This window comes from Micromonospora sp. NPDC048842, assembly GCF_040649935.1.
GTDB lineage: Bacteria > Actinomycetota > Actinomycetes > Mycobacteriales > Micromonosporaceae > Micromonospora > Micromonospora hortensis.
The window spans coordinates 104,573-129,672 of the sequence record NZ_JBEZGK010000012.1 but is presented as its reverse complement, the minus strand read 5'-3'; the positions used below and the strand labels follow the sequence as shown (position 1 = coordinate 129,672).

The window sequence follows — 25,100 nt, the reverse complement described above, 5'->3', positions numbered from 1 at the left end:
CCGTTCGCGACATGAGCACCGTGCAGGACCGGCCGGTTCCCGGCGACACCTCGACCGACCGGCCGGCCGGCGACAACCCCGCCGGCCGGTCGGTCGGCCTGTCAGCGTTGCTGCCGTACCTGCGGGAGCACCGCGGCACCCTGGTGGTGGTGGGCGCGCTGTCGCTTGTCGGCTCGGCGGCGTCGTTGGCGCAGCCGCTGCTCACCCGGTCGGTGCTCGAGCGGATCGGCGCCGAGCAGGGCGTGTCCCGGCTGGTGGCGGTGCTGGTGGCCCTCGTGGTGCTCGGCGCGGCGATCGGCGGGCTGCGTGACTACCTGCTGCAACGCACCGCCGAAGGAGTGGTTCTGGGCACCCGGCGCCGGCTCGCCGGCCACCTGCTGCGGCTGCCCATCGCCGAGTATGACCGTCGACGCACCGGCGACCTGCTCTCCCGGGTCGGCTCGGACACCACACTGCTGCGCGCGGTCGTCACCTCCGGGCTGTTCGAGACGGTCACCGGGGCGGTGACGGTGGTCGGCGCCGGCACGGCCATGGTGCTGCTCGACCCGCTGCTGTTCGGCGTCACCCTGCTCGGGGTGGCGCTGGGGCTGGTCTTCGCCGCCACCTTCGCCCGCCGGGTCCGGGCGCTGGCCCGGGCCGCCCAGGAACGGATCGGCGAGATGACCTCGGCGGTGGAGCGGGCCATCTCGGCGGCCCGGACCATCCGGGCCAGCCGCGCCGAAACCCGGGAGACGGAGGCCGTCACCGGCAGCGCGCGGGAGGCGTACGCGGCGGGGCTGCGGGTGGCCCGGGTACAGGCGTTGGTCGGCCCGATCGGCTCGGTCACCGTGCAGGGCGCTTTCCTGCTGGTGCTCGGCATCGGTGGGGCGCGGGTCGCCGCCGGGGCGATCTCCGTCGGCGACCTGGTCGCGTTCGTCATGTACCTGTTCCTACTGGCGCTGCCGTTGGGTCAGGTGCTGCGGGCGTACACCCAGTTGCAGTCCGGCCTGGGCGCCCTCCAGCGGATCGAGGAGATCCTGGCGGTGCCCGCCGAGGGCGCTGACGACCGGCCGGTGTCCGCCGTCGCGACGGCGACCCCGCGCCGCCCGACCCCGATGATCGAGTTCGACCGGGTCGGCTTCGGCTACCCGGGCGGCGAGCCGGTGTTGAACGAGGTCAGCTTCGCGGTCCCCGCCGGCACCCGGACCGCCCTGGTCGGTCCCTCCGGCGCCGGCAAGTCCACACTGCTGGCCCTGGTCGAGCGCTTCTACGAGGTGAGCGCCGGCGCGGTCCGACTCGACGGCACCGACGTACGGGACCTGCCCCGCGACGCGCTGCGGGCCCGCCTCGGCTACGTCGAGCAGGAGGCTCCCGTGCTGGCCGGCACGCTGCGGGAGAACCTACTGATCACCACCCCGGACGCCACCGACGACCGGTTACGTGACGTCCTCGACGAGGTCAACCTGGGCCACCTGGCGCACCGCACCCCGCTGGGCCTCGACGTGCAGGTGGGCGAGGGCGGCGTGCTGCTCTCCGGAGGTGAGCGGCAGCGCCTGGCCATCGCCCGCGCGCTGCTCGCCGGCCCGCCGGTGCTGCTGCTCGACGAGCCGACCAGCAACCTCGACTCCCGCAACGAGGTCGCGCTGCGCCGCGCCATCGACGCCGTGGCCGTCCGCCGGACCCTGTTGATCGTGGCGCACCGGCTCGCCACAGTCGTCGACGCCGACCAGATCGTCGTCCTCGACGGCGGCCGGGTGGTGGCAGTGGGCACCCACTCCGAACTGACCGCCACCGACCCGTTGTACCGGGAACTCGCCAGCCACCAGCTGCTGGTCGGCTGACCGCGCCCCAGGAAGGCCGACTTGCCGGGCGGCCGGGCCGCGCGCGCCGCCCGGAATCGCGTACCGTTGCCGCTCATGGGTGTGTCGCAACGGTTCAAGAGCAAGTTCCGGCGGTTCCTCCAGCGCCCCGGCTCGACCGTGGATCTTGCTCCGCTGGAAAAACTGCTCCCGGCGATCGAGGCGCGCGAGGCTGAGCTCACCGCGCTCGACGACGCCGAGCTGACCGCGGCCGCGGGTGCCGCCGCCGGTTACGAGGAGATCTGCGCCGTCGGCCGTGAGGCCGCCCGCCGTGGCCTCGACCAGCGGCCGTACGACGTGCAGCTGCTCGGCGCGATGTCGCTGCTCTCCGGCAAGGTCGCCGAGATGGCCACCGGTGAGGGCAAGACACTGACCGCCACTGTCGCCGCGTACGGGCACGTCCGGCTCGGCAACGGCCCGGTGCACGTGCTCACCATCAACGACTACCTGGCTCGCCGCGACGCCCAGTGGATGGAGCCGGTCTACACCCTGCTCGGCCTCACCGTCGGCTGGGTCAACGAGGCCTCCACCCCGCAGGAGCGGCGCGACGCGTACGCCTGCGACGTCACCTACGTCTCGGTCAGCGAGGCGGGCTTCGACTACCTGCGCGACCAGCTGGTCACCGACGTGGAAGATCGGGTGCAGCCCGCGCTGACCACCGCCATCGTCGACGAGGCCGACTCGATCATGATCGACGAGGCCCGGGTGCCGATGGTCCTGGCCGGCGCTGTGCCGGGCGAGCAGGACCCGGTGCACGCCGCCGCCGCGCTGGTGCGTGGCCTGCGCAAGGACAAGCACTACACGGTCGCCGAGGACGGGCGCAGCGTGGCGTTCACCTCCGCCGGCCTGGCCGCCATGGAGGCCAAGCTCGGCATCGACCTGTACGACGAGGAGCACGTCGCGCAGCTCTCCGCTGTCAACGTGGCGCTGCACGCGCACGCCCTGCTGCACCGTGACGTGGATTACATCGTCCGGGACGGCTCCGTCGAGCTGGTCGACGAGATGCGCGGCCGGGTGGCCCAGCGCCGCCGCTGGCCGGACGGTCTCCAGGCCGCGGTCGAGGCCAAGGAGGGGCTGGACGCCACCGCCGAGGGCGAGGTGCTCGGCACCATCGCCATGCAGGCGTACATCGCGCTCTACCCGAAGGTCTGCGGGATGACCGCCACCGCGGTGCTGGTCGGCGACCAGTTGCGGGAGTTCTTCGACCTCGAGGTCGCGGTCATCCCGCCGAACACCCCGTGCATCCGCGAGGACGAGCCGGACCGCATCTACGCCACCCGGGCGGAGAAGGACGAGGCGCTGATCGACGAGATCCAGCGCTGGCACGCCAAGGGGCGGCCGGTGCTGGTCGGCACCCTGGACGTCAAGGAGTCCGAGGGGCTGGCCGCCGGGCTGAACGCCGCCGGGGTGCCCTGCGTCGTGCTGAACGCCAAGAACGACGACGAAGAAGCCGCGATCATCGCCGAGGCCGGCGCGTACGGCGCGGTGACCGTCTCCACCCAGATGGCCGGCCGGGGCGTCGACATCCGCCTCGGCGGCAGCGACCAGACCGACCAGGAGCGCGTCGCCGAGTTGGGCGGGCTCTACGTGATCGGCAGCGGCCGGCACGACAGCCGCCGGGTGGACGACCAGCTGCGCGGTCGGGCCGGCCGGCAGGGCGACCCGGGCGGCTCGGTCTTCTTCGTCAGCCTGGAGGACGACCTCGTCGTCCGGCACGCCGCCGACTCGGTGCCGGCCTCGCCGCGGATGAACGCCGACGGTCTGGTGACCGACGAGCAGGTCGACTACGCGGTGGAGCACGCCCAGCGGGTCGCCGAGGGCGTCAACCACGAGATCCACCGCAACACCTGGCGCTACAGCGTGGTGATCGAGCAGCAGCGCAAGGCCCTCGCGGCGCGCCGGGAGCGGCTGCTGACCAGCGACGTGGCCGCGGTGATGCTGCTGGAGAAGGAGCCCGAGAAGGCCGGCGAGATGGACGAGGACCTGCTCGCCCGAGCCGCCCGGTCGATCGCGCTCTACCACCTGGACCGGCTCTGGGCCGAGCACCTGGCCGAGCTGTCGGAGGTCCGCGAGGGCGTGCACCTGCGCGCGCTGGGCCGGCTCGACCCGTTGGACGAGTTCCACCGGGCTGCGGTGCCGGCGTTCAACGACCTGATCCCGGAGATCGAGGCCCGCACCATCGCCACCTTCACCGAGACCGAATTCGATGAGGACTGGCAGCCCGACGACGGCACCCTGGTCCGGCCCACCGCCACCTGGACGTACCTGGTGCACGACAACCCGTTCGGCTCCGAGCTCGACCGTCTGATCGCGTCGATCGGGCGGCGGCTCAGCGGCGCCTCGCGCTGACGTATCGACAGTCGGGGCCCCGATCGCGCCTCCGCGCACGACCGGGGCTCCGATTTACGCCGTTTCGACCCAGGTTTCCCAGGGTAGTAGGGCTGGTCGGTCGAGTCGGGAGAGAGCAGACGATGACACAGGTGACGATGCGTGCCGGGCAGGCGCGAGACGGCACGGAGGCTGCGAACCGGTGAATCTCGACACGCGGGAACCGGTGGTGCACACCCTCGGCGTCCTGGAAGCAGCCGCACTCTTACGGGAGCTGACCGCCGGGCTGATCGCCCTGACCGACTTTGACGAGGCGCTGCTGGCCCTGGTCCGGGTCACCCGGGACGCCGTCGCCGGGGTGCGCTGGTGCGGGTTCACCGCCCTGCGGGCCGGCGAGCCGGCCGGGGTGGCCGCCTCCGACGAGGGGCTGGCCGGGCTGGACGACCTGCGACACGGGCCGGACACGCCGGCGATGAGCGCGATCCACCGCCGCGAGATGATCCTCGCCGCCGACCTGACCGGTGAACCCCGCTGGCCGGCCTGGACGGCACACGCCCGCGACCTCGGCGTACGCGGGGTGATCTCCGCACCGGTCGACATCGACGACCAGGTGATCGGGGCCATCAACCTGTACGCCGCCGCGCCGGACCTGCTGACCCCGCAACACCAGTTGACCGCGATGCTGCTCGCCGAACACGCCGGTCTGCTGCTCGCCGCCGTCCGCGACCGCGGCCGACAGCTCACCCTCGCCGGTGAGCGGGACGCCTCACTCCTGCACGACGGGGTGGTGGGCCAGGCCATCGGCGTGATCATGACGCAGCGTGGATGCCCGCCGGCCGAGGCCCTCGACGTCCTGCGGACCGCCGCCTCGTCGCTGGACATCCCGCTGCGCGAGGTCGCCGAGCGCCTGGTCCGGACGGTCTCCCGCCCACGCGACAACTGACCCCTGCGGGTGGGCGGCTGTGCCGCGTGGGCGGCTGTGCCGCGCGGCGGCTGCGGTGCCCGTTCTCCCTGCCGGCGGCGAGTCGGGCGGCATCGTTTCGCCTGAACCGGCCCCGGGTAGCACTCTGGTCAGGTGAGCTGCGCCGACCCGGGGGAGGACCGATGCAGAGCCGGCTGCGAGTGCAGGGGCACCCGATCCAACCGATGCTGGTGACGTTCCCGCTCGGGCTCTTCGTCAGCGCCACCGTCTTCGACCTCACCGACGTGATCGGAGGGCCCGCGTTCCTCGGCGAGGTCGGCTACTGGACCGGTGTCGCCGCTCTCGTCGCCGCCGCGCTGACCGCCGTGGCCGGCATGGTCGACCTGTGGGACGTGCCGGGCGACCGTACCCGCCGCACCGCGGTCGCCTTCAACCTCGTGAACGCGGTGATGGCCGCGATGTTCCTGCTCACCTGCCTGGTCCGGTCACACTCCCCACAGCGCGGCGCGTCGGTGGCGATCCTGGTCACCGAACTGGTCGCGCTGGCCGTCGGCGGGGTCGGCGTGCACCTGGGCGCCCGACTGATGCGTCAGTTCGACAGCAGCCGTGCCGAGGCCGGCGGCCTGGAAGCGCTGGCCGGCTCCACCGGCGAGATCGCCCGCCCCTGACCCTCCGCGCCCTACCCTGACCCGACCCGCCGGACGCGCCCGACCCACGGGGCCGGGTGCTCGGCCGGCCGGCGGGCCTGGTGCGCGGGGCCGGTATCCGTGCGACTGGTCGGTCTACCATCCCCGGATGACCTCCTCTCTGGACACGCTTCCGAAGATCGGCGCGCCCGCCGCCCGGGCCCTGCACGGCGCCGGCTACACCGCGCTGCGGCAGCTCGCGGGCGTCCCCCGGGCGGACCTGGCCAAGCTGCACGGCATGGGCCCGAAGGCGCTCGGGATCCTCCAGGCAGCTCTCGAGGAACACGGGCTCGGCCTCGGCTAGATACACCCGGGACACCCCGACCGGGCGGCGGCAAATGGGTTGCCGGCCGGATGACCGGCCGCGAGGCTGGCCACCATGACCGCTGAGCGTGACGCCGAGGACTTGATCGCGGAGGCCGCCGCCGCGCCCGTCGATGGTTGGGGCTTCGGCTGGCTGGCCGGCCGGGCCACCGAGGAGCGTCCACCCTGGGGGTACGTCCGGCTGGTTGCCGACCGGATGGCGCGGGCCGACGCGGCGCTGGACGTGGACACCGGCGGCGGGGAGGTGCTCGCCGAGGTGCCGCGTCCGCCGAAGCTGTTGACGGCGACCGAGGCGTGGCCGCCGAACGTGGAGGTCGCCCGCCGGACCCTGCGTCGGGTCGGCGCGTCGGTGGTCGCTGTCGCGCCGGACGGGCCGCTGCCGTTTCGCGACGCCTCGTTCGACCTGGTGGTCAGTCGGCATCCGGTGCGTACCGACTGGGTTCAGACGGCGCGGGTGCTGCGGCCGGGCGGGACGTTCCTGTCGCAGCAGATCGGGGCCGGCACGATGCGGGAGCTGAGTGAGGCGATCCTCGGGCCGTTGCCGCCGCCGACCCACCGGCACCCCGAGCACGCGGTCGCCGCCGCCGAAGCTGCCGGCCTGCGGGTGGTCGACCTGCGTCGGGCCACGCTGCGGGCGACCTTCGCCGACATCGGCGCGGTCGTCTGGTTCCTGCGCAAGGTGATCTGGACGGTGCCAGGGTTCACTGTCGACCGTTACCGCGCACCACTGCGCGACCTCCACCACCGCATCGCCAACGAGGGCCCCTTCGTCGCCCACGCCCAACGCTTCCTCATCGAGGCCACCCGCCCCTGACGGCCACTCGCCCCCGTCGATCTTGCACTTTCGGTACTCGCGAAAGCCGCCTACCTAGGCAATTCGACCACCGAAACTGCAAGATCGGCGGGGCGAGGGCGCGGGGCGCGAGGGCGCGGGGCGCGAGGGCGCGGGGCGCGAGGGCGCGGGGCGCGAGGGCGCGGGGCGGGGGATTAGTGGGGGTGGGTTTGGTGGTGGGTTGCTAGGACGTCGGCGCCGAAGTCGCTGGCGGGGCGGCGCAGCACTGTGTGGGCGTGGTTGCCGTCGGCGGTGGTGTTGTCGTACTCGATCAGCAGGTCGTCGCCCTGCACCCGGTAGTAGTGCCGTCGCCCGGGGTGGGTCGGGCCGGCCCAGGCGAAGTGCAGTGGGCCGGCGTCCAGTCGGGTCGCCTCCCGGATGGCCAGCTCGGGCGGCAGCCGGTCGAGGTAGAGGGCCACCACCTGGTCGAGTAGCGCGCGGCCGGTCGGTCCCAGGCGCTCCGCCGGTACGCCGAGGGGCTCCAGCGGCGCGTCGACCCGCCCACGGGTGGCGCTGATGATGTCGGCGGGGGCCTCGTCGGCGATGATCGCGGCGGCCCGCTCGGCGGGGCCCAGCGCGTCGAGCAGGGCGCGGGCCAGGTCCTCCTCGACTCCGAGTGGGCGGGAGACCGGACGGCCGGCGTAGCGGACCGCGGCCGGGTTGGCGCCGAAGAAGATCGGCGCGGGGGAGACCTGACCGTCCACCACTGTCATGTTCACCGACAGGTGGTGCCCTTCGAGTCGCCACGCCCAACGGTCGTCGCGCGCCGGGTCACCGAACACGGCCACCCAGTAGTCGCCGCTGTGTCGCCCGCGCTGCCAGCCCTCGGCCCGGTCCAGCACCTCCTCCAGCGAGATGATCGCCATCGCCTGTGCGTACGCCGAGGGGCTGAGCGCGGTGGCCAGCAACCGGTGCGCGGCCTTGCGAGCGGTGACGTCGAGTTCGGCGAGGCACACGCCCGGTCGGGGTCGGGGCCGGTACTCCAGCCAGCGTCGTGCCGCCTCGTCGTCGAACGAGTGCACGGCGCTCTCGCGGGCGGCGGGGTCGAGCGCGGTCAGCAGCGCGGTCGCGGCGGCCCGCATCTGCTCCGGCAGAGGATCTTCCACCGACCCTGTATACCGGCCGACCGTGCCGGTGTCAGCCGACGCGCAGCAGCTCTGTCATCTCCGGCAGGTCGAAGAAGCGTGCGGTCTCGACGGCCGACGGGTCGCCGTGTGCCGGATCCGCGCCGGCGGCGAGGAGCGCGCGGACCGCTTCGGTGCTGCTGCGGAAGACCGCCGCTGCCAACGCCGTCTGACCTCGGTCGTTGGCTCGGGTGTGGTCGGCGCCGCGGCTGAGCAGGGCGGCCACCGTGTCCGGGTGGGAGTGGTACGCGGCCAGGATGAGCAGCGTGTCGCCCTTGTCGTTGGTGAGGTTGACCGGCAGGCCCGCGTCGATCTGTGCCGCCAGCTCGTCGGTGGCGCCGGCTCGGGCCAGGTCGAACATCCGGTGCGCGAACGCCAGCGTCTCGGCGTCGAGGTTCTCGGTCACCGGTCCAGGATAGGGCGTGTCCGCCGGATCTTCGCCGGCCTACGCCGGGCCCGGACGTCCAGCCGCCTTGCCAGATCGCCGCCGGGGCCCCGTCTCGGCTCGACGAGATCCGGGAGACGCGCCCTGGCCACACCGGTCCTGATAGGTTGCTCGGCCGGCGCGCTGGGGGAGGGGTCCGATGGGTGAGACGGTGTACGTGGGCAACGCGGGCGTCGACGGCGCTACCAACGCTGGTTGGCTGCTCGGGCACTTCGCGCCGCCGGGGGAGATCCGGCACAGCACCGACGTCGAGGTGAAGTGGGGCGTGCATCCCCCCGGGCAGGCTCGGTCGCGGTGGGCGACCGGCGAGGTGCGCACCACTCTGCTCGTACTCGTCGAGGGGTGTTTCCGGGTGGAGTTGCCGGACCGGACGGTACGCCTGTCCGCGCCGGGCGACTACGTGGTGTGGGCCCGTGGGGTGGACCACTCCTGGTTCGCCGAGCGCGCGTCGGTGGTGTTGACAGTGCGCTGGCCCTCGTTGCCGGGCTACCGCGCGGACCCGCCGGTGCTGCGCTGATTCACCCGAGCGGATGAGCTGCGTCCCACTAGACGAAATTACCTACTAAACCTATAGGCTTTGCCGTCTAGAGTACGGGAGCACCCCGCCGAACGACCCGCGAGGAACCGCCATGACGCACCACCGTCCGGAGCCCGACCTGCTCACCGTTGCCGCCGGATGGGCCGACCCGGCCGGCTGGCCGGTCGCCCTGCGGTTCGATCCCGCCGAGCGCTGGTACGCGCGCCTCGCCGTCAGCGACGAACACGAGGTGTGGGCGCTGAGCTGGCTGCCCGGGCAGGGCACCGACCTGCACGACCACGGCGGCTCCTCCGGAGCGTTCCGGGTGGTCAGCGGCGCGCTCACGGAGGAGACGGTCAGCGCCGGTCGACTGCGCCCCCGACTGCTGCCGGCCGACGCGGGCCGCCGCTTCGGCCCCCGGCACGTGCACCGGGTGACCAACCGAGGCGTCGATCCGGCGGTCAGCGTGCACGTCTACCGCCCGGCGCTGCTGCGGATGACCCGCTATCACCTCCTCGACGGGCGGCTGCGGGTCGCCGAGGTCGCCGAGGCCGGTCGGTCCTGGTAGCCGCGCACACCGAGAACCCCTGTCACCGGAAGGAACCGATAATGCAGATAACCGCCGAGCACTGTCCCGCCCCAGTGCCGCCGCCGGGCTCCCGGGGCATCGACGAGATCCTGGCCGCCGCGCGGGCCCGGCTGCGCCGGCTGGACCCGGAGCGGGCGCACCTGGCGTACCGGAGCGGAGCGCTGCTGGTCGACATCCGCCCGGCCGCGCAACGGGCGGCGCACGGCGTGGTCCCGGGCTCGCTCATCGTCGAACGCAACGTGCTGGAGTGGCGCTTCGACCCACGCTGCGCGGCCCGGCTGCCGCAGGCCGTCGGCTATGACGTTCCGGTGGTGATCCTCTGCCAGGAGGGCTACACCTCGTCGTTGGCCGCCGCCGCGTTGCAGGACGTCGGCCTGCACCGGGCCACCGATGTGGTCGGTGGGTTCGCGGCCTGGCGGATCGCCGGCCTGCCGGCCCTCGGCCCGACCCCCCTGCACCACCCCTCTCCCCTCGCGTCCCCGGTCAACGCCGGCCGGACGCGCCGCTGACCGTCACGCCACACCCGGCGTGGCGCGCGTACCGCCACTCAGGAGGCACCATGTCCGTCGTCGCCATCCCCACGCGCCGCCACCCCGGCGTGCGCCCGCCGGCCCGTCCGCGCACCAGCCCGACCCTGACCATCACCCTCGATCTTGTCCCCGGGCCGCTGAGCCCCCGGCTGGCCCGGCTGGTGCAGCTGCTCGGCGAGCTGGCCGAGTCGGGGGAGGGCCAACTGCGTGCCGTGGAGGAGCCCGCGTCGGGGCCGCGACCGACCCCTCGCCCCGCCGCGCCGTCCGCCGCACCGGACCACGTCCGCATCCTGGCCGGCTCGCGGATGGTCCGCCAGGGCGACCGGGTCATTGCGCTGACCCGCATCGAGTACGAGCTGCTGCTCTTCCTGGCCGAGCGGCCCCGCCGGGTCTTCACCCGCCTGCAACTGCTCTCCAGCGTCTGGGGCTACGAGCACGCGGTGGCCCGGACGGTGGACGTGCACGTCCGTCGGCTGCGTGCCAAGCTGGCCGGCTCGGAGGTGGTCACCACCGTCTACGGCGTCGGCTACCGGCTGGCCGACGAGGCCCCGATCAGCGTGGATCACAGCAGCTGAGCCCTGGTCCGGCGGCGATGTGACCGCCTGGTGAACCGGTCGGGGACCCCCGTAACGGGGCATCTCGACGACTCTGCTGTAATCATCAGGCCTCGTACGCAGAGCGAGCATTCGGCTCCGATGTGTTCGTCAATTGTCACATTCATGCAACGCAGCCGCCTCTTGACCCTCGCCCAGGCGCCGGGAAGCATCGATGAAGCGGCGTCCCGGGCCGTGGGGAGATACCCGGACCAGCCCAAGGAGGACCATGTCGGTCAGCCCCGCCTCGTCGCGTGCCGGATGGCATACGTCCCAACCCGCGGTGCCCGGTCGACCTCCCGGCGGCCAGCGTCGCCCGGCGAACACCGCCGCGCCCGTGCTCACAGTGACGCTGTCCATCCCACTGGCCTGTGAGGAGTCGCTGACCCCGGCGGCGCGCCGGTTGTTGGAGGCCGCTCGCGAGATGCTGGAGCGGGGCGAAGGCGTGATCATCGGCTCGGTCCCGGCCGAACGCCGCCCCGACCAGGCACCCGCCAACCGGTCGCCGTCCCGCCCGATCAGCCCGACCATTCCCGCCCTGCACATCCTCGCCTCGTCGCGCTCGGTGCTGCGTGACGAGGAGCCGCTGCCGCTGACCCGGCTGGAGTTCGACCTGCTGCTGCACCTGGTCGCCCACCCGCGCCGGGTGTTCACCCGGCTGCAACTGCTCAACGCCGTCTGGGGCTACGAGCACGCCGGCGTGCGTACCGTCGACGTGCACGTGCGTCGGCTGCGCGGCAAGGTCGGCGTGGACGTCCCGCTGGTCACCACCGTCTACGGCGTGGGCTACCGGCTGGCCGACGACGCCCGGGTCACCATCGACCGCAGCGGCTGACCGGCGGCACCGCCGTACCCGGGTCGGGGCAGGATGGTCCGGTGCGCATCCGTCCCATCTCGCCCGACCTGCTCGTCACCGAGCTGACCGGCCGGCTGGCCGACGCGGCGACAGGCGCCGCGAGCGCCGCCGCCGGGCCCGCCCGGCTGCGGGTGGCAGTGGACGGCGCCCCCGCCGCCGGCGTCGACGACCTGGCCGCGGCGCTGGTCGACCCGCTGCGCGCCCAGGGTCACCCGGTGCTGCACGTCCGCGCCACCGACTTCCTGCGCCCCGCGTCGCTGCGCTTCGAGTTGGGGCGCACCAACCCGGACTCCTTCTACGAGGCATGGGTCGACGAGGCCGGGCTGCGCCGGGAAGTGCTCGACCCGGCCGGTCCGGGCGGCAGCGGCCGGCTGCTTCCGTCGCTCTGGGACGCTGACGCCGACCGGGCCAGCCGCGCCCGCTACGTCGACCTGGCACCCGGCGGTGTCGTCCTGGTCAGCGGTTCGCTGCTGCTCGGCGGCGGCCTGCCCTTCGACGTGACAGTCCACCTGGAGGCGTCTCCGGCGGCGCTGCGCCGGCGCACCGAAGCGGGCCAGCAGTGGGCGTTGCCGGCCTTCGACCGGTACGCCGAGGAGGTCGTCCCGGCGAGCTTCGCCGACGTGGTCGTACGCGTCGACGACCCCCGCCGACCGGCGCTCGTGGAGCCCGGCGGCAACGACTGACAACAACCGAGAATTTGTCGGTTTGCACTGCTGATTCGGCGGGTACTCGCCCGGCTCACAGAGCGCGGGTGATCGCTCGCGCACCGAATGCGACAGTGACCGGGGCCCCGCGCCGCCGGCACCCGGTTCACCTTGAGCCACAGGCCCAGGAAAGGCAGGCAGCGATGCTCGTCCACGACACGGTCGGTACGGCCCGGTCCCAGACGGAGATCGATCAGATCCGACAGTCGCTCCAGGCGCGCTACGACGAGCTGACCGCGGAGTACGACCAGGCGGTGCTCCAGAGCCAGGTGCTGCGGCTGGTGGAGGTCGGCGACACCGCCGGCGACGACCAGGCCGACAGCGGCACCAAGACTGCCGAGCGGGACACCGCCCAGTCCCTGTTGCGCACCATCCTCGACCGCCGCGCCCAGTACGAGCACGCCCTCGGCCGGCTGGAGGAGGGCACCTACGGCTGGTGCGAGGGCTGCTCGGCGGCGATCCCGGTGGAGCGGCTGGAGATCTTCCCGTCCGCCACCACCTGTGTGACGTGCAAGCAGACTCGCGAGCGGCGGGCGGCCTGAGCCACCCCAGCGGTTGCCGGTCGGTCCGCGACGCGATGGACTTCCACAATGGGTGACATCCTCGTGGGCACCGCGTCCTGGACCGACCGCACACTGCTCGACTCGGGGTGGTATCCGCAGACCGCCGACACCCCCGAGAAGCGGCTGGCCTACTACGCCAAGCAGTTCCCGCTGGTCGAAGTGGACGCCACCTACTACTCGCCGCCCGCCGAGGCGACCGCGCGGCTGTGGGCCGAACGCACCCCGGCCGGCTTCACCTTCAACATCAAGGCGTTCAGCCTGCTGACCGGGCACCCCACCCGGGTCAGCGCGCTCTACAAGGACCTGCGCCCGGAGACCGACAAGAAGAACGTCTACCCCGACGACCTGCCCGCGCAGTCGTACGAGGAGGTGTGGACGCGCTTCCTGTCGGCGCTGGACCCGCTGGTCGAGGCCGGCAAGCTGGGCGCGTTGCTGTTCCAGTTCCCACCGTGGTTCACCATCAAGCGGGCCAACAAACAGTACCTGCTGGAGGTGGCGAAGCGCTGCGCGCCGCTGCGCCCGGTGTACGAGTTCCGGCACGCCTCCTGGTTCGACGGCGACAACGCCGCCGAGACACTGGCCTTTCTGCGCGAGCACAAACTGCCGTACGTCTGCGTGGACATGCCGCAGGGCCACCGCTCGTCGCTGCCTCCGGTGCTGGCCGCCACAGCGGACCTCGCGGTCATGCGCTTCCACGGGCACAGCGACAAGTGGACCAGCAAGGACATCCACGAGAAGTTCGGCTACCACTACTCCAAGCGGGAGTTGGCCGACTGGGCGCCGAAGCTGCGGGAGCTGGCCGACCAGGCCGGGCAGACCCACGTGCTCATGAACAACTGCTACCGGGACTACGCGCAGACCAACGCGAAAACCCTCGCGAATCTCCTCGACGCCGGCTGACCGGCGGCGGTGTGTCGACGCCTACTCGATCTCCAGACGCTCCGCGTCGTCGGGGACCCAGGGGAAGGGGACGTCCGGCCAGCGGGCGGCCGCCCAGGCGTCGAGGTCCACGGCCAGGACAGCGTCGACGAAGATCGGAGGCGGCCGGTAGTGATGCGCCGCGACGTAGTGACTGATCAGGAACGGTGCGGCGTACGCAACGCCGGGTGCCCCCGGGATGCGGATCTCCCCGGTCCCCTCGTGCATCTCGTCGGACGGGCACAGGTCGCACTCGTGCATCCCCAGACAGACGTTCATCCACTGCACGGCCTGAACATCGCGCAGCTTCTTGACGAAGGCAGCCGCGACCGGCCCTGTCCGGTACGGCCTGCCGGCCTCCAGCCACCCCACGTTCAGCCGCGCGTACCAGGGACGGAAGCTGAGGCTGCGAAGGTCGGACGCCCGGTCGGTGAATTCGTCGTCGTCCAGGTACTCGTACGTGGTGAGGTCCCGGTAGAACATCCGCGCATTATGGCCGGGCTGCGCGGCGCGCCCGCTCACCCGATCAGGGTGGGGCCGCCTCACCCGCTCGGAGGGCACGGTGGACGCGGTGAATACGGCCGTCCGGTGGACGGCCGACGCCGGAGACGACACGGAGGTGACGGGGATGACGGCTCGAGTGGTGACGGATCGACGGCGTGGTGCCGTCCTGCACGTGGTCGGCACTGCCGACAACGCCCGGCGCGCCCCGCAGGGCAGCCCGGTGCGGGCCCGCCGTGGCCCGGTGGGGCCGCCGCGCCGCGCCGACGACCGACGGTGGGACACCACGGAACGGGGGTCGACCGATGGCTGACGCGATGATCTCAGCGTTCGAGTCCTCGCTGGACAAGACGAACCTCATTCTCAAGGACATCGAGAACGCGTACGGCTGGCCGAAGGACCGGCGCAACCAGTCGTACGCGGCCCTGCGCACGGTGCTGCACCTGCTGCGTGACCGGTTGCCGGTGGACGAGAGCGTGGAGTTCGCCCAGCAGTTGCCGGTGCTGGTGCGGGGCATCTACTTCGACGGCTGGATGCCGTCCGACGTGCCGATCAAGCTCAACCGTGACGACTTCCTGTACGAGGTGCGGCAGGGCTTTCCGTACGACGCGGAGGGTGGCCCGGAGCGGGTGACGCAGGTGGTGCTCGACACCCTGCGCCGCCACGTCACCCAGGGCGAGTGGCAGGACGTGAAGGACACCATGCCCAAGGACCTCGCCACGATGATGCCGTGACGGCCTGATATCGCGAGCCCGCCCGACCGTCGTCGGGCGGGTTCAGTCGTCGTCGGCGGCGGCGGGCACCCGCGGCACCGGGTGCCCGGCCTGCCGGGCCAGCGCGGCGAACGCCACGGCGTCCACGATCGCGGCCCCGCCCGGGTCGTTGTTGAAATAGACGTACGCTGGCTCGTCCGCGCCGAAGGCGTCGGTCAGCCGACCCACCCAGGACCGCAGCGCGGCCCGACGCCGCTCCAGCACCGCCCGAGTGGCGTCGGTCCACCAGGAGGGGTGCCGGGGCTCGACCGCCACCCGCACCTGCGCCGGGAACAGTCGCAGCGTCGCGTCCAGCGCCTCGACGTCCGCCCGTAGGTTCGGTGGCAGTTGCAGCAGCACCGGGCCGAGCCGGTCACCGAGCGCGGTGGCGCGGCCGAGGAACCGGGCCACCGGCTCCTCCGGGTCACGCAGACGCTTGATGTGGGTGAGGGTGCTCCAGCCAGAGCCGCTGCGGCAGCCCCTGCGGATAGAAGCGGCCGCGCCAGTCCCGGTACTGCCAGCCGGACGTGCCCACCAGTATCACCACCCCATCCTGGCACTCTCCGCCGCCGCTCGCGAACTGCCCGTGTCGCCCCGGTTCGGCGTCTACGGTGAGGGTTAGAGAAGATCGCGCGTGGGGTACCACCCGCAGCACGACGGACCCCGGCGTACGGCGGGGCGGCACACCCGAGGGAGTACCGATGGCACTCAACGATGACGACATGCAGACCTCCGGCGGCGGCGGCGCGGAGGGCCCGGCCGACGGCGGCGCGACCCCCGGTCAGCACGACGGTGGCGCCGATGGTGGCGCGGAGGGTCCCGCCGACGGTGGTGCCACTCCGGGCCAGCACGACGGTGGCGCCGACGGCAGCGCGGAGGGTCCCGCCGACGGCGGTGCCACTCCCGGTCAGCACGATGGTGGCGCCGATGGTGGCGCGGAGGGTCCCGCCGACGGTGGTGCCACCCCGGGCCAGCAGGACGGCGGCGCTGACGGCAGCGCCCGGTAGCGGCTCGCCATGACCTACCTCGACCCGCCGGGCGGCCACCACGGCCGCCCGGCGGTTCCGTCTCCCGAGGCCACCGCGGCGCTGGCCCGCTGCGTCTCGGTCGAACCGGCCAAGTTCGCCGCCGCGCACTGGGGGCACACCCCGCTGCTGTCCCGGGCCGCCGAACTGCCCGACCCGGCCGGCTTCACCGACCTGCTCAGCCCCGTCGACGCCGACGAGTTGCTGAGCCGGCGCGGCCTGCGTACCCCGTTCCTGCGCGTCGCCAAGGACGGCCAGTTGGTTGCGGCGTCGCGCTGGACCGGCGGCGGCGGCGCGGGAGCCGAGATCGGCGACCAGGTGCTCGACGAGCGGGTTCTGGAGCAGTACGCGTCCGGGGCGACCCTGGTGTTGCAGGGACTGCACCGGATCTGGCCGCCGCTCGTCGACTTCGCCCGCGACCTGGGCCTCGCGCTCAACCAGCCGTTGCAGATCAACGCCTATCTGACCCCTGCCGGCAGCCAGGGCTTCGCCACCCACTACGACACCCACGACGTGTTCGTGCTCCAGGTCGACGGCCGCAAGCACTGGCGGATCCACCCGCCGGTGCTGCCCGACCCGCTGGAGAAGCAGCAGTGGGGTGGGCGCGCCGACGAGGTCGGTGCCACAGCGCAGGGCCCGGCCGCGCTGGACGTGGTGCTCGCCCCCGGTGACGCGCTCTACCTGCCCCGGGGGTGGCTGCACAGCGCGCAGGCGCAGGACGCCAGCTCGCTGCACCTGACAGTGGGTATCCGCGCGCTCACCCGCTACGCCCTGGTCGAGGAGTTGTTGGCGCTGGCCGCCGAGGACCAGCGGCTGCGGGCCAGCCTGCCGTTCGGCACCGACGTCGCCGACCCGGACGCCATCGAGCCGGAGCTGACCGAGACAGTGGAGGCGTTGCGGGACTGGCTGCTGCGCGCCGACCCGGGCACTGTCGCCGCGCGTCTGCGGCAGCGGGCCTGGCCGGCGGCCCGCCCGGCGCCGATCCGACCGCTCGCCCAGGCCGACGCGCTGGCCACCCTGGACGCCGACTCCCGGGTCGCCCTGCGGCCCGGCCTGCGCTGGCAGTTGGTGCCGCACGACCCGGACACGGTGGCGCTGCGGCTCTTCGACCGCACCATCACCCTCCCGGCGAGCTGCGAGCCGGCAGCCCGCGCCCTGCTGACCGGCACTGTCACCCGGGTCGGTGACCTGCCCGGCCTGCCCGACGACGCCGACCGGGTCACCCTGGCCCGCCGACTGCTCCGCGAGGCCGTGCTGATCCCGGCCTGACCGGCCGCATCGAGGGCGGGCGCCGGCCGTATCGAGGGTGGGCGCCTGCCCTGGGCACACCCTGCCCTGGGCGCTTCACAACCCGAGGACCTGGTGAACGGTCAGTGACACCAGACGCGACGTCCTGTTGGATGTGGGGGACGGTGCCGCGAAGGGATTCGTCCATGGGTTCTGATGGTCGCCGCTCGGCCGGATGGGTCGTGGCCGGTGTTCCGATATTTGCTGCGCTGAGCGGCCTTGCAGCTAACGCAGCTTCCGACCAGCAGCGTTGGCCCAGGGTCCTTGACCTGGTACGACAGAATCCGTGGTTGACCTTAGGCGTCATAACTCTCATGTGTGTGGGGTCCGAGGCGGTGTTGCTGTGGCCGCGCCGGAGATCCAAGACGGTTGTAACCGCTGAAACCGAGCAACCGGGCCCGCGTCGTATGCCCAGTCGGAATCCGTTGTTCACCGGCCGAGAACAAATGTTGGATGAACTTCAACTGCGACTCGAATCATCTGTCGTGTGTCTGTACGGCATAGGTGGGTCCGGTAAGACAAGTGTGGCAGTCGAATATTCGCACAGATTCAAAAGGCGCTTTTCTGTGATTTGGTGGATAGCTGCCGAACAGCCTCCGCTCGTAACAGAACAATTGGCGGCGTTGGCTATCGAAGTGGGTGAAGCAACCGAAGGCACACCGGTCAAGAATGCTGCCGAGAAGGCTCGAGGCTGGCTGCGTGACCACCGGGGCTGGTTGGTGGTGCTCGACAACATGCCGGGATCTGAGCTCTCTTCACCGGCAATTCCCGATGGTCCTGGCCAAGTGCTGATCACCTCGCGAGCCAACTTCTGGAATCAGCTAGGGGTGTTGATTCAAGTGGATGTATTTTCCCGGACGGAGTCAGTGTCCTTGTTGACGGCGCAGCTGAGCGGGATCAGCCCGTCGGACGCGGACAGGGTCGCGAATGCGGTAGGCGATCTGCCCCTGGCGGTAGCGCAAGCGGCGGGGTTCATGGTGGCAACGGGCATGCGTGCCAGTGAGTACGTCGATGCGGTCGAAGCACATGCGATCGAGATTCTGGACCGCGGCAGGCCCGTCGGATATCCACTGTCGTTGGCTGCGGTGGTCGCGCTCTCCGTCGAACGGCTCAGCGTTGAGGACCCCGTCGGGGTCAGCATCCTGAATCTGTGTTCGTTCCTGGGACCAGAGCCGATTCCCTTCACCTGGCTCACGCATACGCCGCAGGAGGGAAGTCGAAGCGCCCTCGCCAAGGCCTCACCCGTCAAACTGAGGTCATCGGTGGGACGGCTGGTGGAATTCGGCCTTGCGCGGCTCGACTCGGACGGGGGGTCGCTCGTGGTGCACCGCACGACGGCGGCAGTCGTGCGCGATCTGCTCACCGTACGGGCGCGGAGCAGGCAGTGGCAGTTGGCCGGTGAATTGCTCGCCGCGAACCGATCCGGCGACCCCGCTGAGTTGACCCTCTGGCCGCTCTGGTCCATCTTGACGGCTCACGTTGGCTTGCATTTACGGCTGGCGCCCGAATCCGCCAAGGCGGGCAGCCAGGATTATCGGAGTGTCGTTCTCGATGCCGCCCGGTACCTTGAGCTGTCCGGACAGGCCGCATCAGCGAATGAGCTCGCCCGGACCGCTCGCGAGAGATGGTCTCAATCGCTGGGCAGCGACGATCTGGATGTCTTGCGGGCAGCTCGGCGTCAGTCGGCGACGCTTCCCCCTGCGCATCCCGACGCGTTGGGCATCGAGACGGACACACTTGACCGCTTGCAGCGTCTGCTCGGCCCGGACGATCCGGAGACCTTGTCGTCGGCTGGCAACTGCGCCAGGGCCATGGCCGACCTCGGGAGATACCAGGACGCACGGCAGCTGAACCACGACACTCTCACTCGCCTGCGGCGGGTCTTCGGTGACGATGATCCCAAGACTCTGCTTTCCGCCAACAACCTGGCTAATCGAATGTCCGAGCTTGGTGAACACGAAGCTGCGGCGTCTCTGCACCGCCAGATTCTGGACCGCCGGGAAGTCGTGCTTGGTCACGATCATCCGGACACTCTGATTACCAAGGTCCAACTCGCTCTCGACCTCGCGAATCTCGGAGAAATGGACGAGGCGCGGACGTCTGGTCGCCTATCCCTTGCCGAACTCAGACGCAGGCTTGGTCCCGACCATCGCAGCACTCTGCAGGCGGCGGCCATCCTCGCTGAAATCCTTCGCCGGGAGGGGAGTCTCCAGGAGGCGCGCGCTCTTGACGAGGACACCCTTCAACGTCGCAAGCGGGTGTTGGGCACAGACCATCCCGAAACCCTGGCCTTGGCTCAGAGCCTTTCGCCGGACTCGTCCAAACAGGGATGAGCCGGCAATGCCGGTGCCTAGCTAGTGCTGTCTAGCGCAACGAGCGCCACGTCCGGTCGTCGACTTCGGCCACTCGGGGCCGTTCGTCGGGTCAGCGGCCGAGGATCAGCAGCAGCACGGTGGTCAGCAGACCGGCGCCGAGGACCACAGTGATCGGTCGGGGGCCGAGCACCGCGTGTCGGCGGTCGGCCAGCACCCGGGCCGGCACCAGGCCGACCAACGGCCCGAGCAGCGTCACCACCAGCGCCAGCACCGGTAGTCCGACCGCCAGGTCCCCGCCGTACCCGACGCCGAGCGCGCGGGCGCCGGCGCCCAGCGCGTACGCCAGCACACCGCCGGCCACCCCGCAGAGCGCCAGCAGCGGGTTGACCGAGCCCGGCAGCTCGCCCGGCTGGCCGGCCCGGTCGAGCAGGTCCCGGGCCTTGGCGAGCAGCAGCACCGGGTCGCTGGCCCCGACGCCGTTCGCCGGGGCGGGCGGGCCACCGAGACGGCGGGCACCGAGGCGCGAGCGGACCTGCTGCCACAGGTGGGCCACCTCGGCGTCGACCCGTTCCTGCTGCTCACGGGCGGCGACCAGCTCCTCCTCGGCGCTCTGGAGCTGCTCGGCCGCGTCGGTGACGGCCCGCTCGGCCGCAACGCACTGCCGCTCGTGCCAGGTGTGCGCCTCGGCGCGCTGCTCGCGCACCCGCGCGCTGAGGTCGGCCAGCCGCCGCAACTGTGCCGCGTACGTCTCACTGGTCACCGGTTCGTTCATCGTGTCGGTCCGTACGGGATGATCACCTGTCCGGTGCGGTGCACCGCCCGGTCGAAGAAGAGCCCCCGCCAGGGGCGGGGATACCAGTCCGGGCCGCCGGTGCCCGGATAGAGCGACGAGCCCAGCTCGCCGCCGTGTGCGTCCAGGGCCACCCAGGCGCCGATCTGGTCGGTACGGGCGGCCGGCCCACCGAGATCGGCGCGCATCCGGGCCACACCCCGCCACCAGGCCAGCACGTGCGTGCGTCGTTCCGGCCCGTCGTGCATGATCCGGCGCAGCTGCTCCAGGCCGGTACGTCGGCCCGCGCGGGCGGCAAGCGCACCCGCTGCCGCGTCGACAGCGAACAGCAGCAGGTAGTGCGGGCTTCCCGGGCCGCTGAGCCCGTCGGCCGTCTCGGCCATCAGCTCGCCGACGGTTTCCTCGTCGTACCAGGCGGCGTCGTCGGCCAGGTCGTCGTAGAGGGCGCGGGCGATCGGGTCGGCGTCCGGGTCGAGGCAGGCGATGGAGAACCGGGCGGTGCCCGGCGGGTGCTGACGGGCCAGTGACCGGGCCGCCGCGTCGAGCACCGCGCACGCCTCGTCGACGCGGGTGCCGAGCACCGCGAGGTTGCGGCCCGGGGCGCGCGGCAGTCGCAGTGACGCCGAGCGGGACTGCACGTCGATGATCTCGCCGAGCAGGGCCACCGGGTTGCGGGGCACGGTCCCATCCGGCGGTACGGCGAGCGCCCGGAAGTCCGGGGCGTCCGCCAGCCGGGGGATCGCGTCGCCGTCGAAGAGCCGGGCGGGTGCCGCGTCGGGGGCGCGCATCCGCCACAGCCGGTGCTGCAACCCGCTCCAGGTCTCCCAGTCGCTGGCCGATGGGATGCGGGCCACCTCGTTGCCCTCCACCATGCCCGACTCGGCGTTGACCACCGCGTGCCAGCGCGGCAGCGACTGCGCCGCGTCGTTGCGCTCGGCGAGGATGCGCAGCGCCTTGGGCAACGCGATGCGCAGGGTGAACTGGGCGACCAGCGCGGGGCGGCCCCACAGCGCCTCGATGCCCCGCACGTCCTGCGAGGCGAGGACCAGGTGGATGCCCTGGGAGCGGCCGCGTCGGGCCAGGTCCTCCAGCAGGTCGGCCGCCTCCCGGGCGACCACGTCCCGGCCGGCCAGCAACATCTGGAACTCGTCCACCACGGCGACGATGCGTGGCCAGTGCCCGGTCGGGTCGACCGCCCGCAGCTCGGCCAGCTTTGTCACCTCGTGTTTCTTGGCCGCGTCGGCGCGTCGCCGTAACTCCTCGGTGAGGAAGCGCAACAGCGCCAGCCCGAACTCCCGGTCGGTGTTGACGTTGATGCCGACCAGCCGCATGTGCGGCAGCCAACTCGGGTCGCGTCGGCCCTGCGCGAACCGCGCGAAGGAGACCCCCTCCTTGAAGTCCAGCAGGTAGAACTCCAGCTCGGCGGGGGAATAGCGGGACGCGAGGGCGCCGATCCACGCGAAGATCAGGTTGGTCTTGCCGGTGCCGGACGGCCCGCCGATCAGCGCGTGCGGTGGGTAGTCGCCGAGCGTCAACCGCACCGGCCGGCCCTGCGGGCCCTCACCGATCGGCGCGGTCAGCCCGTCGGCGGAGTCCTCGCGCCACATCAGCTCGGGCGGGGGCAGCAGGTCGGTGAAGGGGGTCGGCGGCGGGCCCGCGTTCACCCGGGCGGCGACGTCCCGGCAGGTCTCGGTGACCAGCGCCGCCGGTGGCGGGGGGTCCAGCCGGACCGGCAGCCCGGCCGAGCCGCCGATCCGCGCGCCGGACACGCCGGCCACCACCCGGGTCACCGTCGGATCCTCCGGCAACGGCACACCGTGCACCACCAGGTGTACGCCGCAGGCGGCGCCGGCCCGCACCACCCGGTCCAGTTGCCCGCGCTCGTGCCGGTTCAGCTCCTCCCCGCCGAGAAGGACCGCCACCCGCCACGGCTCGGGTCGTCGGCCGGTCGCCGCCGCCAGTTCGCGCAGCGACGCGTACTCGCCGGCGAGGACCGTCTCGTTGATCCGGCGGATCTGCTCCACCAGGTCATCCAGCAGTGGGCCCAGCCCACCCGGGCCGACGAAGGTGAGCAGCCCGGCCGTGCCCAACGGAGCGAACCCGGCCAGTCCGCCGCCGAGTTGGTCCGGGTCGTACCCGATGAGTCGTACCGCCCCGGGGTCGGCGCGGCCGACGGCTCGCAGCAGCAACGCGGACACGACCGCGTCGCAGCCGGCGCGGTCGTCCCCGGAGAGGTGGACGTGCCCGGCGTCGAGCAGCGGCACCAGCGCGGGCACCGGATCGACGTCGTCGATCCGGACCGTGCCGACCCGCAGCGCGCCGGGCGGCTCGGCCCGGCGGGCGGGCGTCGGCGCCCACCCGGCCCAGTCGGCGCCCGCGCAGCCGGGCGCCTCCTGCCGGGCCGCGTCGGCGGCCCGTCGGGCCAGTTCGGCGATCCGGGTGGAGTAGCGGGCGTCGATCTCGGCGATGCGGCGGTCCCGTTGGGCGCCCACCCGCGCCGGTACGGCGGCCGCCGCCCGCCGGACCCGGGCCAGTCGTTCCCGCCCAGCGGTCAGGTCGGCCTGGGCGGCGGACAGCCGGGTACGGCTGGCGCCCAACGCCTCGGCGAGGGTGTCCCGGACACGGCTGGCCAGCTGACCACGCCGGTCAGCCATCGGAGCCCCGACGCGTCGGCGCGTCCCGCCAGGGGCTGCCCGAGCGCGGCGGCAGGCCACCGGAGCGCTGCGCGGCGGCGCTGCCCGGCCGCTGGGCCGCACCGCCGACGCGGGGAACCGCGCTCGGTCGCCCGATCCCGCCCGATTGCTGCGCACCCGCCGGTTGCCCGGCCCGCGCCGGTTGCCCCGCGCCGGCCGGTTCTCTGGCGCCCGCCGGTTCTCTCGCGCCGCCGGTCGGCAGGTCCCGGCCGAGGCGGGCGAGCAGCAGCCCGGTCGCCACCCCGGCGGTCACCGCGGAGTCGGCGGCGTGCGGTGGCTCCCCGGAGGCGCGCGGCGGCGGCATCCGGCACACCCGGGTCAACAGCGTCTCCAGCACCGGCGGCGGCAACCCGGGCAGCAGGTCGCGGACGCGTCCGTCCAACTCGCCGCGCAGCCGCCCGAGGTCAGTGGCGCGCGGCGGGTGCCCGAGCAGCTCGCCGGCCAGCTCGCGCAGCAGCGGCGGCGCCAGCGCCGCCATGCCCAGCCCCACGTCGGCCGGGGCCCGGCGCAGCTCCTTGCGGAGCCGGTCCCGGTCGCCGGAGCGAACACCGCCCACCACTCGGCGCAGCAACTCCTGCGAGTCGTCCACCCGCTCGTCGGGTTCGTCGTCGGTGCCCTCGCGCCCGCCGGTCAGCTCGGCCACCCGCACCGACCACCAGCGGCGCATGCGCACCTGCTCGGCCGGCTCCGGCGCGACCTCGGCGGGCCCGGACGCCGGTGGCGTGTCGTGTCGGGGCGCGCGTTGCTCAGGGCGGGGCGCCGGGCCGCCGTCCGCGCCGAGGCCGATCGCCGTCAGGTAGGCCGACAGCTGCTCCTGGGCCACCCGCAGCGCGTAGCCGGCGCTCTCGGCGTGCTCGGTGGCGGCGGACAGCTCGGGCACCCCCATCGGGTTGGCCGACTCCTGTCGTACCCAGCGCAGCCGCTCCGCGGCCAGGCCGAACTTCTCCAGCGCCTGCCCGAGCAGCGCCACCGGGAACTCCTCGGTGGCGGCGCGGACCTGCCCGCCGACATCCTCGATGATGGACATGGCGGCCTACAGGGTGGAGACGTAGAGCTGCGCCTGCTCCACCGCGACAAGTGTCGCGGCGAGACAATCCTCCAGCTCCTGGCTGGCCTGGGTCAGCGACGCCTGGGCCGCCTCCACCGTCTCGTGCCCACTGCCCTCGAGGGCCCCGGCCAGGGTCTGCTGTGCCTCGGAGAGTTTCTCGCCGGCCGCCTGCACGGCTGTCTGCCCGTCTCCGATCTGTTGGAGGGCGACATCGATGGCAGCCTTCAGCTCGGCGACGCTCGCCACGGCGGAACCTCCTGGGGGCGGGGAGATCTCCATTAGAGCCTATCGGCGGTTCCGAAAGAACATCCGCCCTGTCGGTGTTCCTGCCCGCCTGTCCGGAAGGCCCTCGGAAGTGCCGGGAGTCCGATCTGTGGGAGTCCCAGTGCGAGAATTTCTCAGTTGTTGGTCGGGTTCTCGCGGAGCCAGCGTGGGCCGTACACCTCGGCGCCCAGCGCCGTCACCCGCCCGCGCAACTCCCGATCGGCGGTGACCACCAGCCGCCGACGCCGCGGAGCGCCCTCCACCAGCTCGACCACAGTGTCGTCGCCGGAACCGGCGGCGGAGACCACCCGGACCCCCTCGGTGCCCGGCACGTCCCGCGCGGCCCCCTCGACCACCAGGACCACCTCCACCGGGGCGGTCAGCCGGGCCGGCAACCCGATGGTCGCCACCGGGGCGAGCGAGTCGCGCAACCGGGCAGCGGCACCGGCACGGTCACGCCACCACCCGTTCGGGCGCGAGCCCACCACGTTGGCGCCATCCACGATCAGCAGCGGGGTCTCATCCATCCCGTCAGCCTGCCACCATCGCCCGGCCCTGACCCGACGCCACTCCCGGAATGCCGGTCCTCCGCCACCTGCGGCGTTTGTCGGGGCGCGCGCCGGGTAGCCCCTGCCGACCGTGCCGAGCCCTACTGC

28 protein-coding genes are annotated in these 25,100 nt (G+C 72.6%); 19 read left to right on the top strand and 9 right to left on the bottom strand.

Annotation, left to right across the window (positions count from 1 at the left end; translation table 11 throughout):
• Nucleotides 1–11: 11 nt before the first annotated feature.
• The 6 genes from AB0C19_RS18910 to AB0C19_RS18885 all read left to right on the top strand — a co-directional run bounded on the left by AB0C19_RS18910 (nt 12) and on the right by AB0C19_RS18885 (nt 6,912).
• On the top strand, nt 12–1,820 hold the full coding sequence (locus tag AB0C19_RS18910; RefSeq protein ID WP_357186785.1) for an ABC transporter ATP-binding protein: 1,809 nt from the start codon (nt 12–14) through the stop codon (nt 1,818–1,820).
• Between the two features lie 75 nt (nt 1,821–1,895).
• Complete coding sequence (gene secA2, locus AB0C19_RS18905; RefSeq protein ID WP_357186782.1) at nt 1,896–4,187, top strand: accessory Sec system translocase SecA2; 2,292 nt, start codon at nt 1,896–1,898, stop codon at nt 4,185–4,187.
• Between the two features lie 181 nt (nt 4,188–4,368).
• Complete coding sequence (locus AB0C19_RS18900; protein ID WP_357186779.1) at nt 4,369–5,109, top strand: GAF and ANTAR domain-containing protein; 741 nt, start codon at nt 4,369–4,371, stop codon at nt 5,107–5,109.
• A 161-nt stretch (nt 5,110–5,270) separates the two neighbouring features.
• Complete coding sequence (locus tag AB0C19_RS18895) at nt 5,271–5,756, top strand: DUF2231 domain-containing protein (RefSeq protein WP_357186777.1); 486 nt, start codon at nt 5,271–5,273, stop codon at nt 5,754–5,756.
• A gap of 127 nt (nt 5,757–5,883) precedes the next feature.
• Entirely contained in the window at nt 5,884–6,078 is a 195-nt protein-coding gene (locus AB0C19_RS18890; RefSeq protein ID WP_357186774.1) for a helix-hairpin-helix domain-containing protein, read from the top strand.
• A gap of 75 nt (nt 6,079–6,153) precedes the next feature.
• Entirely contained in the window at nt 6,154–6,912 is a 759-nt protein-coding gene (locus AB0C19_RS18885) for a class I SAM-dependent methyltransferase (protein ID WP_357186771.1), read from the top strand.
• Between the two features lie 173 nt (nt 6,913–7,085).
• Here AB0C19_RS18885 and AB0C19_RS18880 read toward each other — a convergent pair whose 3' ends face one another.
• Together AB0C19_RS18880 and AB0C19_RS18875 are read right to left on the bottom strand one after the other, a co-directional pair.
• Nucleotides 7,086–8,036, bottom strand: a complete 951-nt coding sequence (locus tag AB0C19_RS18880) for a DUF3500 domain-containing protein (protein WP_357186768.1) — start codon at nt 8,034–8,036, stop codon at nt 7,086–7,088.
• A gap of 31 nt (nt 8,037–8,067) precedes the next feature.
• Entirely contained in the window at nt 8,068–8,460 is a 393-nt protein-coding gene (locus AB0C19_RS18875) for an ankyrin repeat domain-containing protein (protein WP_357186766.1), read from the bottom strand.
• Nucleotides 8,461–8,638: 178 nt separating this feature from the next.
• On the opposite strand from AB0C19_RS18875, the gene AB0C19_RS18870 reads away from it, so the two are divergent.
• The 8 genes from AB0C19_RS18870 to AB0C19_RS18835 all read left to right on the top strand — a co-directional run bounded on the left by AB0C19_RS18870 (nt 8,639) and on the right by AB0C19_RS18835 (nt 13,751).
• The gene (locus AB0C19_RS18870; protein WP_357186763.1) at nt 8,639–9,016 is read left to right on the top strand and encodes a signal peptidase I; all 378 of its coding nucleotides are present in this window, start codon (nt 8,639–8,641) and stop codon (nt 9,014–9,016) included.
• Between the two features lie 112 nt (nt 9,017–9,128).
• Entirely contained in the window at nt 9,129–9,584 is a 456-nt protein-coding gene (locus AB0C19_RS18865; RefSeq protein WP_357186760.1) for a cysteine dioxygenase family protein, read from the top strand.
• A gap of 41 nt (nt 9,585–9,625) precedes the next feature.
• Complete coding sequence (locus AB0C19_RS18860) at nt 9,626–10,114, top strand: rhodanese-like domain-containing protein (protein WP_357186757.1); 489 nt, start codon at nt 9,626–9,628, stop codon at nt 10,112–10,114.
• A 50-nt stretch (nt 10,115–10,164) separates the two neighbouring features.
• Complete coding sequence (locus AB0C19_RS18855; protein ID WP_357186754.1) at nt 10,165–10,710, top strand: winged helix-turn-helix domain-containing protein; 546 nt, start codon at nt 10,165–10,167, stop codon at nt 10,708–10,710.
• 247 nt (nt 10,711–10,957) lie between these two features.
• Nucleotides 10,958–11,563, top strand: coding sequence for a winged helix-turn-helix domain-containing protein (locus AB0C19_RS18850; RefSeq protein WP_238685878.1), 606 nt, complete (start codon nt 10,958–10,960; stop codon nt 11,561–11,563).
• Between the two features lie 41 nt (nt 11,564–11,604).
• Nucleotides 11,605–12,267, top strand: a complete 663-nt coding sequence (locus AB0C19_RS18845; RefSeq protein WP_357186751.1) for a uridine kinase — start codon at nt 11,605–11,607, stop codon at nt 12,265–12,267.
• A 164-nt stretch (nt 12,268–12,431) separates the two neighbouring features.
• Nucleotides 12,432–12,830: a TraR/DksA C4-type zinc finger protein gene (locus tag AB0C19_RS18840; protein WP_124823205.1), complete on the top strand. Its 399-nt coding sequence runs from the start codon at nt 12,432–12,434 to the stop codon at nt 12,828–12,830.
• A 48-nt stretch (nt 12,831–12,878) separates the two neighbouring features.
• On the top strand, nt 12,879–13,751 hold the full coding sequence (locus AB0C19_RS18835) for a DUF72 domain-containing protein (RefSeq protein WP_357186748.1): 873 nt from the start codon (nt 12,879–12,881) through the stop codon (nt 13,749–13,751).
• A 21-nt stretch (nt 13,752–13,772) separates the two neighbouring features.
• Here the strand turns inward: AB0C19_RS18835 and AB0C19_RS18830 are convergent, their stop codons facing one another.
• Nucleotides 13,773–14,291 carry a hypothetical protein gene (locus AB0C19_RS18830; RefSeq protein WP_357186746.1) on the bottom strand — a complete coding sequence of 173 codons (519 nt, stop codon included), beginning with the start codon at nt 14,289–14,291 and terminating at the stop codon, nt 13,773–13,775.
• A gap of 106 nt (nt 14,292–14,397) precedes the next feature.
• Here AB0C19_RS18830 and AB0C19_RS18825 point away from each other — a divergent pair, with 106 nt between their 5' ends.
• Nucleotides 14,398–14,583: a hypothetical protein gene (locus tag AB0C19_RS18825; protein ID WP_238685875.1), complete on the top strand. Its 186-nt coding sequence runs from the start codon at nt 14,398–14,400 to the stop codon at nt 14,581–14,583.
• Nucleotides 14,576–15,004: a DUF2267 domain-containing protein gene (locus AB0C19_RS18820; protein WP_357186743.1), complete on the top strand. Its 429-nt coding sequence runs from the start codon at nt 14,576–14,578 to the stop codon at nt 15,002–15,004. The genes AB0C19_RS18825 and AB0C19_RS18820 overlap by 8 nt, the downstream gene beginning before the upstream one ends.
• A 42-nt stretch (nt 15,005–15,046) precedes the next feature.
• On the opposite strand, the gene AB0C19_RS18815 is transcribed toward AB0C19_RS18820, so the two are convergent.
• Nucleotides 15,047–15,433: a DUF72 domain-containing protein gene (locus tag AB0C19_RS18815; protein WP_357186740.1), complete on the bottom strand. Its 387-nt coding sequence runs from the start codon at nt 15,431–15,433 to the stop codon at nt 15,047–15,049.
• Nucleotides 15,434–15,723: 290 nt separating this feature from the next.
• On the opposite strand from AB0C19_RS18815, the gene AB0C19_RS18810 reads away from it, so the two are divergent.
• The 3 genes from AB0C19_RS18810 to fxsT all read left to right on the top strand — a co-directional run bounded on the left by AB0C19_RS18810 (nt 15,724) and on the right by fxsT (nt 19,667).
• Nucleotides 15,724–16,029, top strand: coding sequence for a hypothetical protein (locus AB0C19_RS18810; protein ID WP_357186737.1), 306 nt, complete (start codon nt 15,724–15,726; stop codon nt 16,027–16,029).
• Between the two features lie 9 nt (nt 16,030–16,038).
• Nucleotides 16,039–17,316 carry a cupin domain-containing protein gene (locus AB0C19_RS18805; RefSeq protein WP_357186734.1) on the top strand — a complete coding sequence of 426 codons (1,278 nt, stop codon included), beginning with the start codon at nt 16,039–16,041 and terminating at the stop codon, nt 17,314–17,316.
• Nucleotides 17,317–17,447: 131 nt separating this feature from the next.
• Nucleotides 17,448–19,667 carry an FxSxx-COOH system tetratricopeptide repeat protein gene (gene fxsT, locus AB0C19_RS18800; RefSeq protein ID WP_357186731.1) on the top strand — a complete coding sequence of 740 codons (2,220 nt, stop codon included), beginning with the start codon at nt 17,448–17,450 and terminating at the stop codon, nt 19,665–19,667.
• A gap of 91 nt (nt 19,668–19,758) precedes the next feature.
• Here the strand turns inward: fxsT and AB0C19_RS18795 are convergent, their stop codons facing one another.
• From AB0C19_RS18795 to AB0C19_RS18775, 5 genes are all read right to left on the bottom strand, one after another.
• On the bottom strand, nt 19,759–20,421 hold the full coding sequence (locus AB0C19_RS18795) for a hypothetical protein (RefSeq protein ID WP_357186728.1): 663 nt from the start codon (nt 20,419–20,421) through the stop codon (nt 19,759–19,761).
• Entirely contained in the window at nt 20,418–23,093 is a 2,676-nt protein-coding gene (locus tag AB0C19_RS18790; RefSeq protein ID WP_357186725.1) for an FtsK/SpoIIIE domain-containing protein, read from the bottom strand. Before AB0C19_RS18790 ends, AB0C19_RS18795 begins: the two co-directional genes overlap by 4 nt.
• On the bottom strand, nt 23,086–24,159 hold the full coding sequence (locus AB0C19_RS18785; protein WP_357186722.1) for a hypothetical protein: 1,074 nt from the start codon (nt 24,157–24,159) through the stop codon (nt 23,086–23,088). The genes AB0C19_RS18790 and AB0C19_RS18785 overlap by 8 nt, the downstream gene beginning before the upstream one ends.
• A gap of 6 nt (nt 24,160–24,165) precedes the next feature.
• Nucleotides 24,166–24,426, bottom strand: a complete 261-nt coding sequence (locus AB0C19_RS18780; RefSeq protein ID WP_030490934.1) for a hypothetical protein — start codon at nt 24,424–24,426, stop codon at nt 24,166–24,168.
• 152 nt (nt 24,427–24,578) lie between these two features.
• Nucleotides 24,579–24,971: a hypothetical protein gene (locus AB0C19_RS18775; protein ID WP_210818727.1), complete on the bottom strand. Its 393-nt coding sequence runs from the start codon at nt 24,969–24,971 to the stop codon at nt 24,579–24,581.
• Nucleotides 24,972–25,100 lie beyond the last annotated feature (129 nt).

What these genes read in the sequence shown, in the direction of transcription:
- AB0C19_RS18910 (WP_357186785.1), top strand. Translation starts at nt 12, where the DNA reads ATGAGCACCGTGCAGGACCGGCCGGTTCCCGGCGACACCTCGACCGAC.
- secA2 (WP_357186782.1), top strand. Translation starts at nt 1,896, where the DNA reads ATGGGTGTGTCGCAACGGTTCAAGAGCAAGTTCCGGCGGTTCCTCCAG.
- AB0C19_RS18895 (WP_357186777.1), top strand. Translation starts at nt 5,271, where the DNA reads ATGCAGAGCCGGCTGCGAGTGCAGGGGCACCCGATCCAACCGATGCTG.
- AB0C19_RS18890 (WP_357186774.1), top strand. Translation starts at nt 5,884, where the DNA reads ATGACCTCCTCTCTGGACACGCTTCCGAAGATCGGCGCGCCCGCCGCC.
- AB0C19_RS18885 (WP_357186771.1), top strand. Translation starts at nt 6,154, where the DNA reads ATGACCGCTGAGCGTGACGCCGAGGACTTGATCGCGGAGGCCGCCGCC.
- AB0C19_RS18870 (WP_357186763.1), top strand. Translation starts at nt 8,639, where the DNA reads ATGGGTGAGACGGTGTACGTGGGCAACGCGGGCGTCGACGGCGCTACC.
- AB0C19_RS18865 (WP_357186760.1), top strand. Translation starts at nt 9,129, where the DNA reads ATGACGCACCACCGTCCGGAGCCCGACCTGCTCACCGTTGCCGCCGGA.
- AB0C19_RS18860 (WP_357186757.1), top strand. Translation starts at nt 9,626, where the DNA reads ATGCAGATAACCGCCGAGCACTGTCCCGCCCCAGTGCCGCCGCCGGGC.
- AB0C19_RS18855 (WP_357186754.1), top strand. Translation starts at nt 10,165, where the DNA reads ATGTCCGTCGTCGCCATCCCCACGCGCCGCCACCCCGGCGTGCGCCCG.
- AB0C19_RS18850 (WP_238685878.1), top strand. Translation starts at nt 10,958, where the DNA reads ATGTCGGTCAGCCCCGCCTCGTCGCGTGCCGGATGGCATACGTCCCAA.
- AB0C19_RS18840 (WP_124823205.1), top strand. Translation starts at nt 12,432, where the DNA reads ATGCTCGTCCACGACACGGTCGGTACGGCCCGGTCCCAGACGGAGATC.
- AB0C19_RS18835 (WP_357186748.1), top strand. Translation starts at nt 12,879, where the DNA reads ATGGGTGACATCCTCGTGGGCACCGCGTCCTGGACCGACCGCACACTG.
- AB0C19_RS18825 (WP_238685875.1), top strand. Translation starts at nt 14,398, where the DNA reads ATGACGGCTCGAGTGGTGACGGATCGACGGCGTGGTGCCGTCCTGCAC.
- AB0C19_RS18820 (WP_357186743.1), top strand. Translation starts at nt 14,576, where the DNA reads ATGGCTGACGCGATGATCTCAGCGTTCGAGTCCTCGCTGGACAAGACG.
- AB0C19_RS18810 (WP_357186737.1), top strand. Translation starts at nt 15,724, where the DNA reads ATGGCACTCAACGATGACGACATGCAGACCTCCGGCGGCGGCGGCGCG.
- AB0C19_RS18805 (WP_357186734.1), top strand. Translation starts at nt 16,039, where the DNA reads ATGACCTACCTCGACCCGCCGGGCGGCCACCACGGCCGCCCGGCGGTT.
- fxsT (WP_357186731.1), top strand. Translation starts at nt 17,448, where the DNA reads ATGTGGGGGACGGTGCCGCGAAGGGATTCGTCCATGGGTTCTGATGGT.
- AB0C19_RS18795 (WP_357186728.1), bottom strand. Translation starts at nt 20,421, where the DNA reads ATGAACGAACCGGTGACCAGTGAGACGTACGCGGCACAGTTGCGGCGG.
- AB0C19_RS18790 (WP_357186725.1), bottom strand. Translation starts at nt 23,093, where the DNA reads ATGGCTGACCGGCGTGGTCAGCTGGCCAGCCGTGTCCGGGACACCCTC.
- AB0C19_RS18785 (WP_357186722.1), bottom strand. Translation starts at nt 24,159, where the DNA reads ATGTCCATCATCGAGGATGTCGGCGGGCAGGTCCGCGCCGCCACCGAG.
- AB0C19_RS18775 (WP_210818727.1), bottom strand. Translation starts at nt 24,971, where the DNA reads ATGGATGAGACCCCGCTGCTGATCGTGGATGGCGCCAACGTGGTGGGC.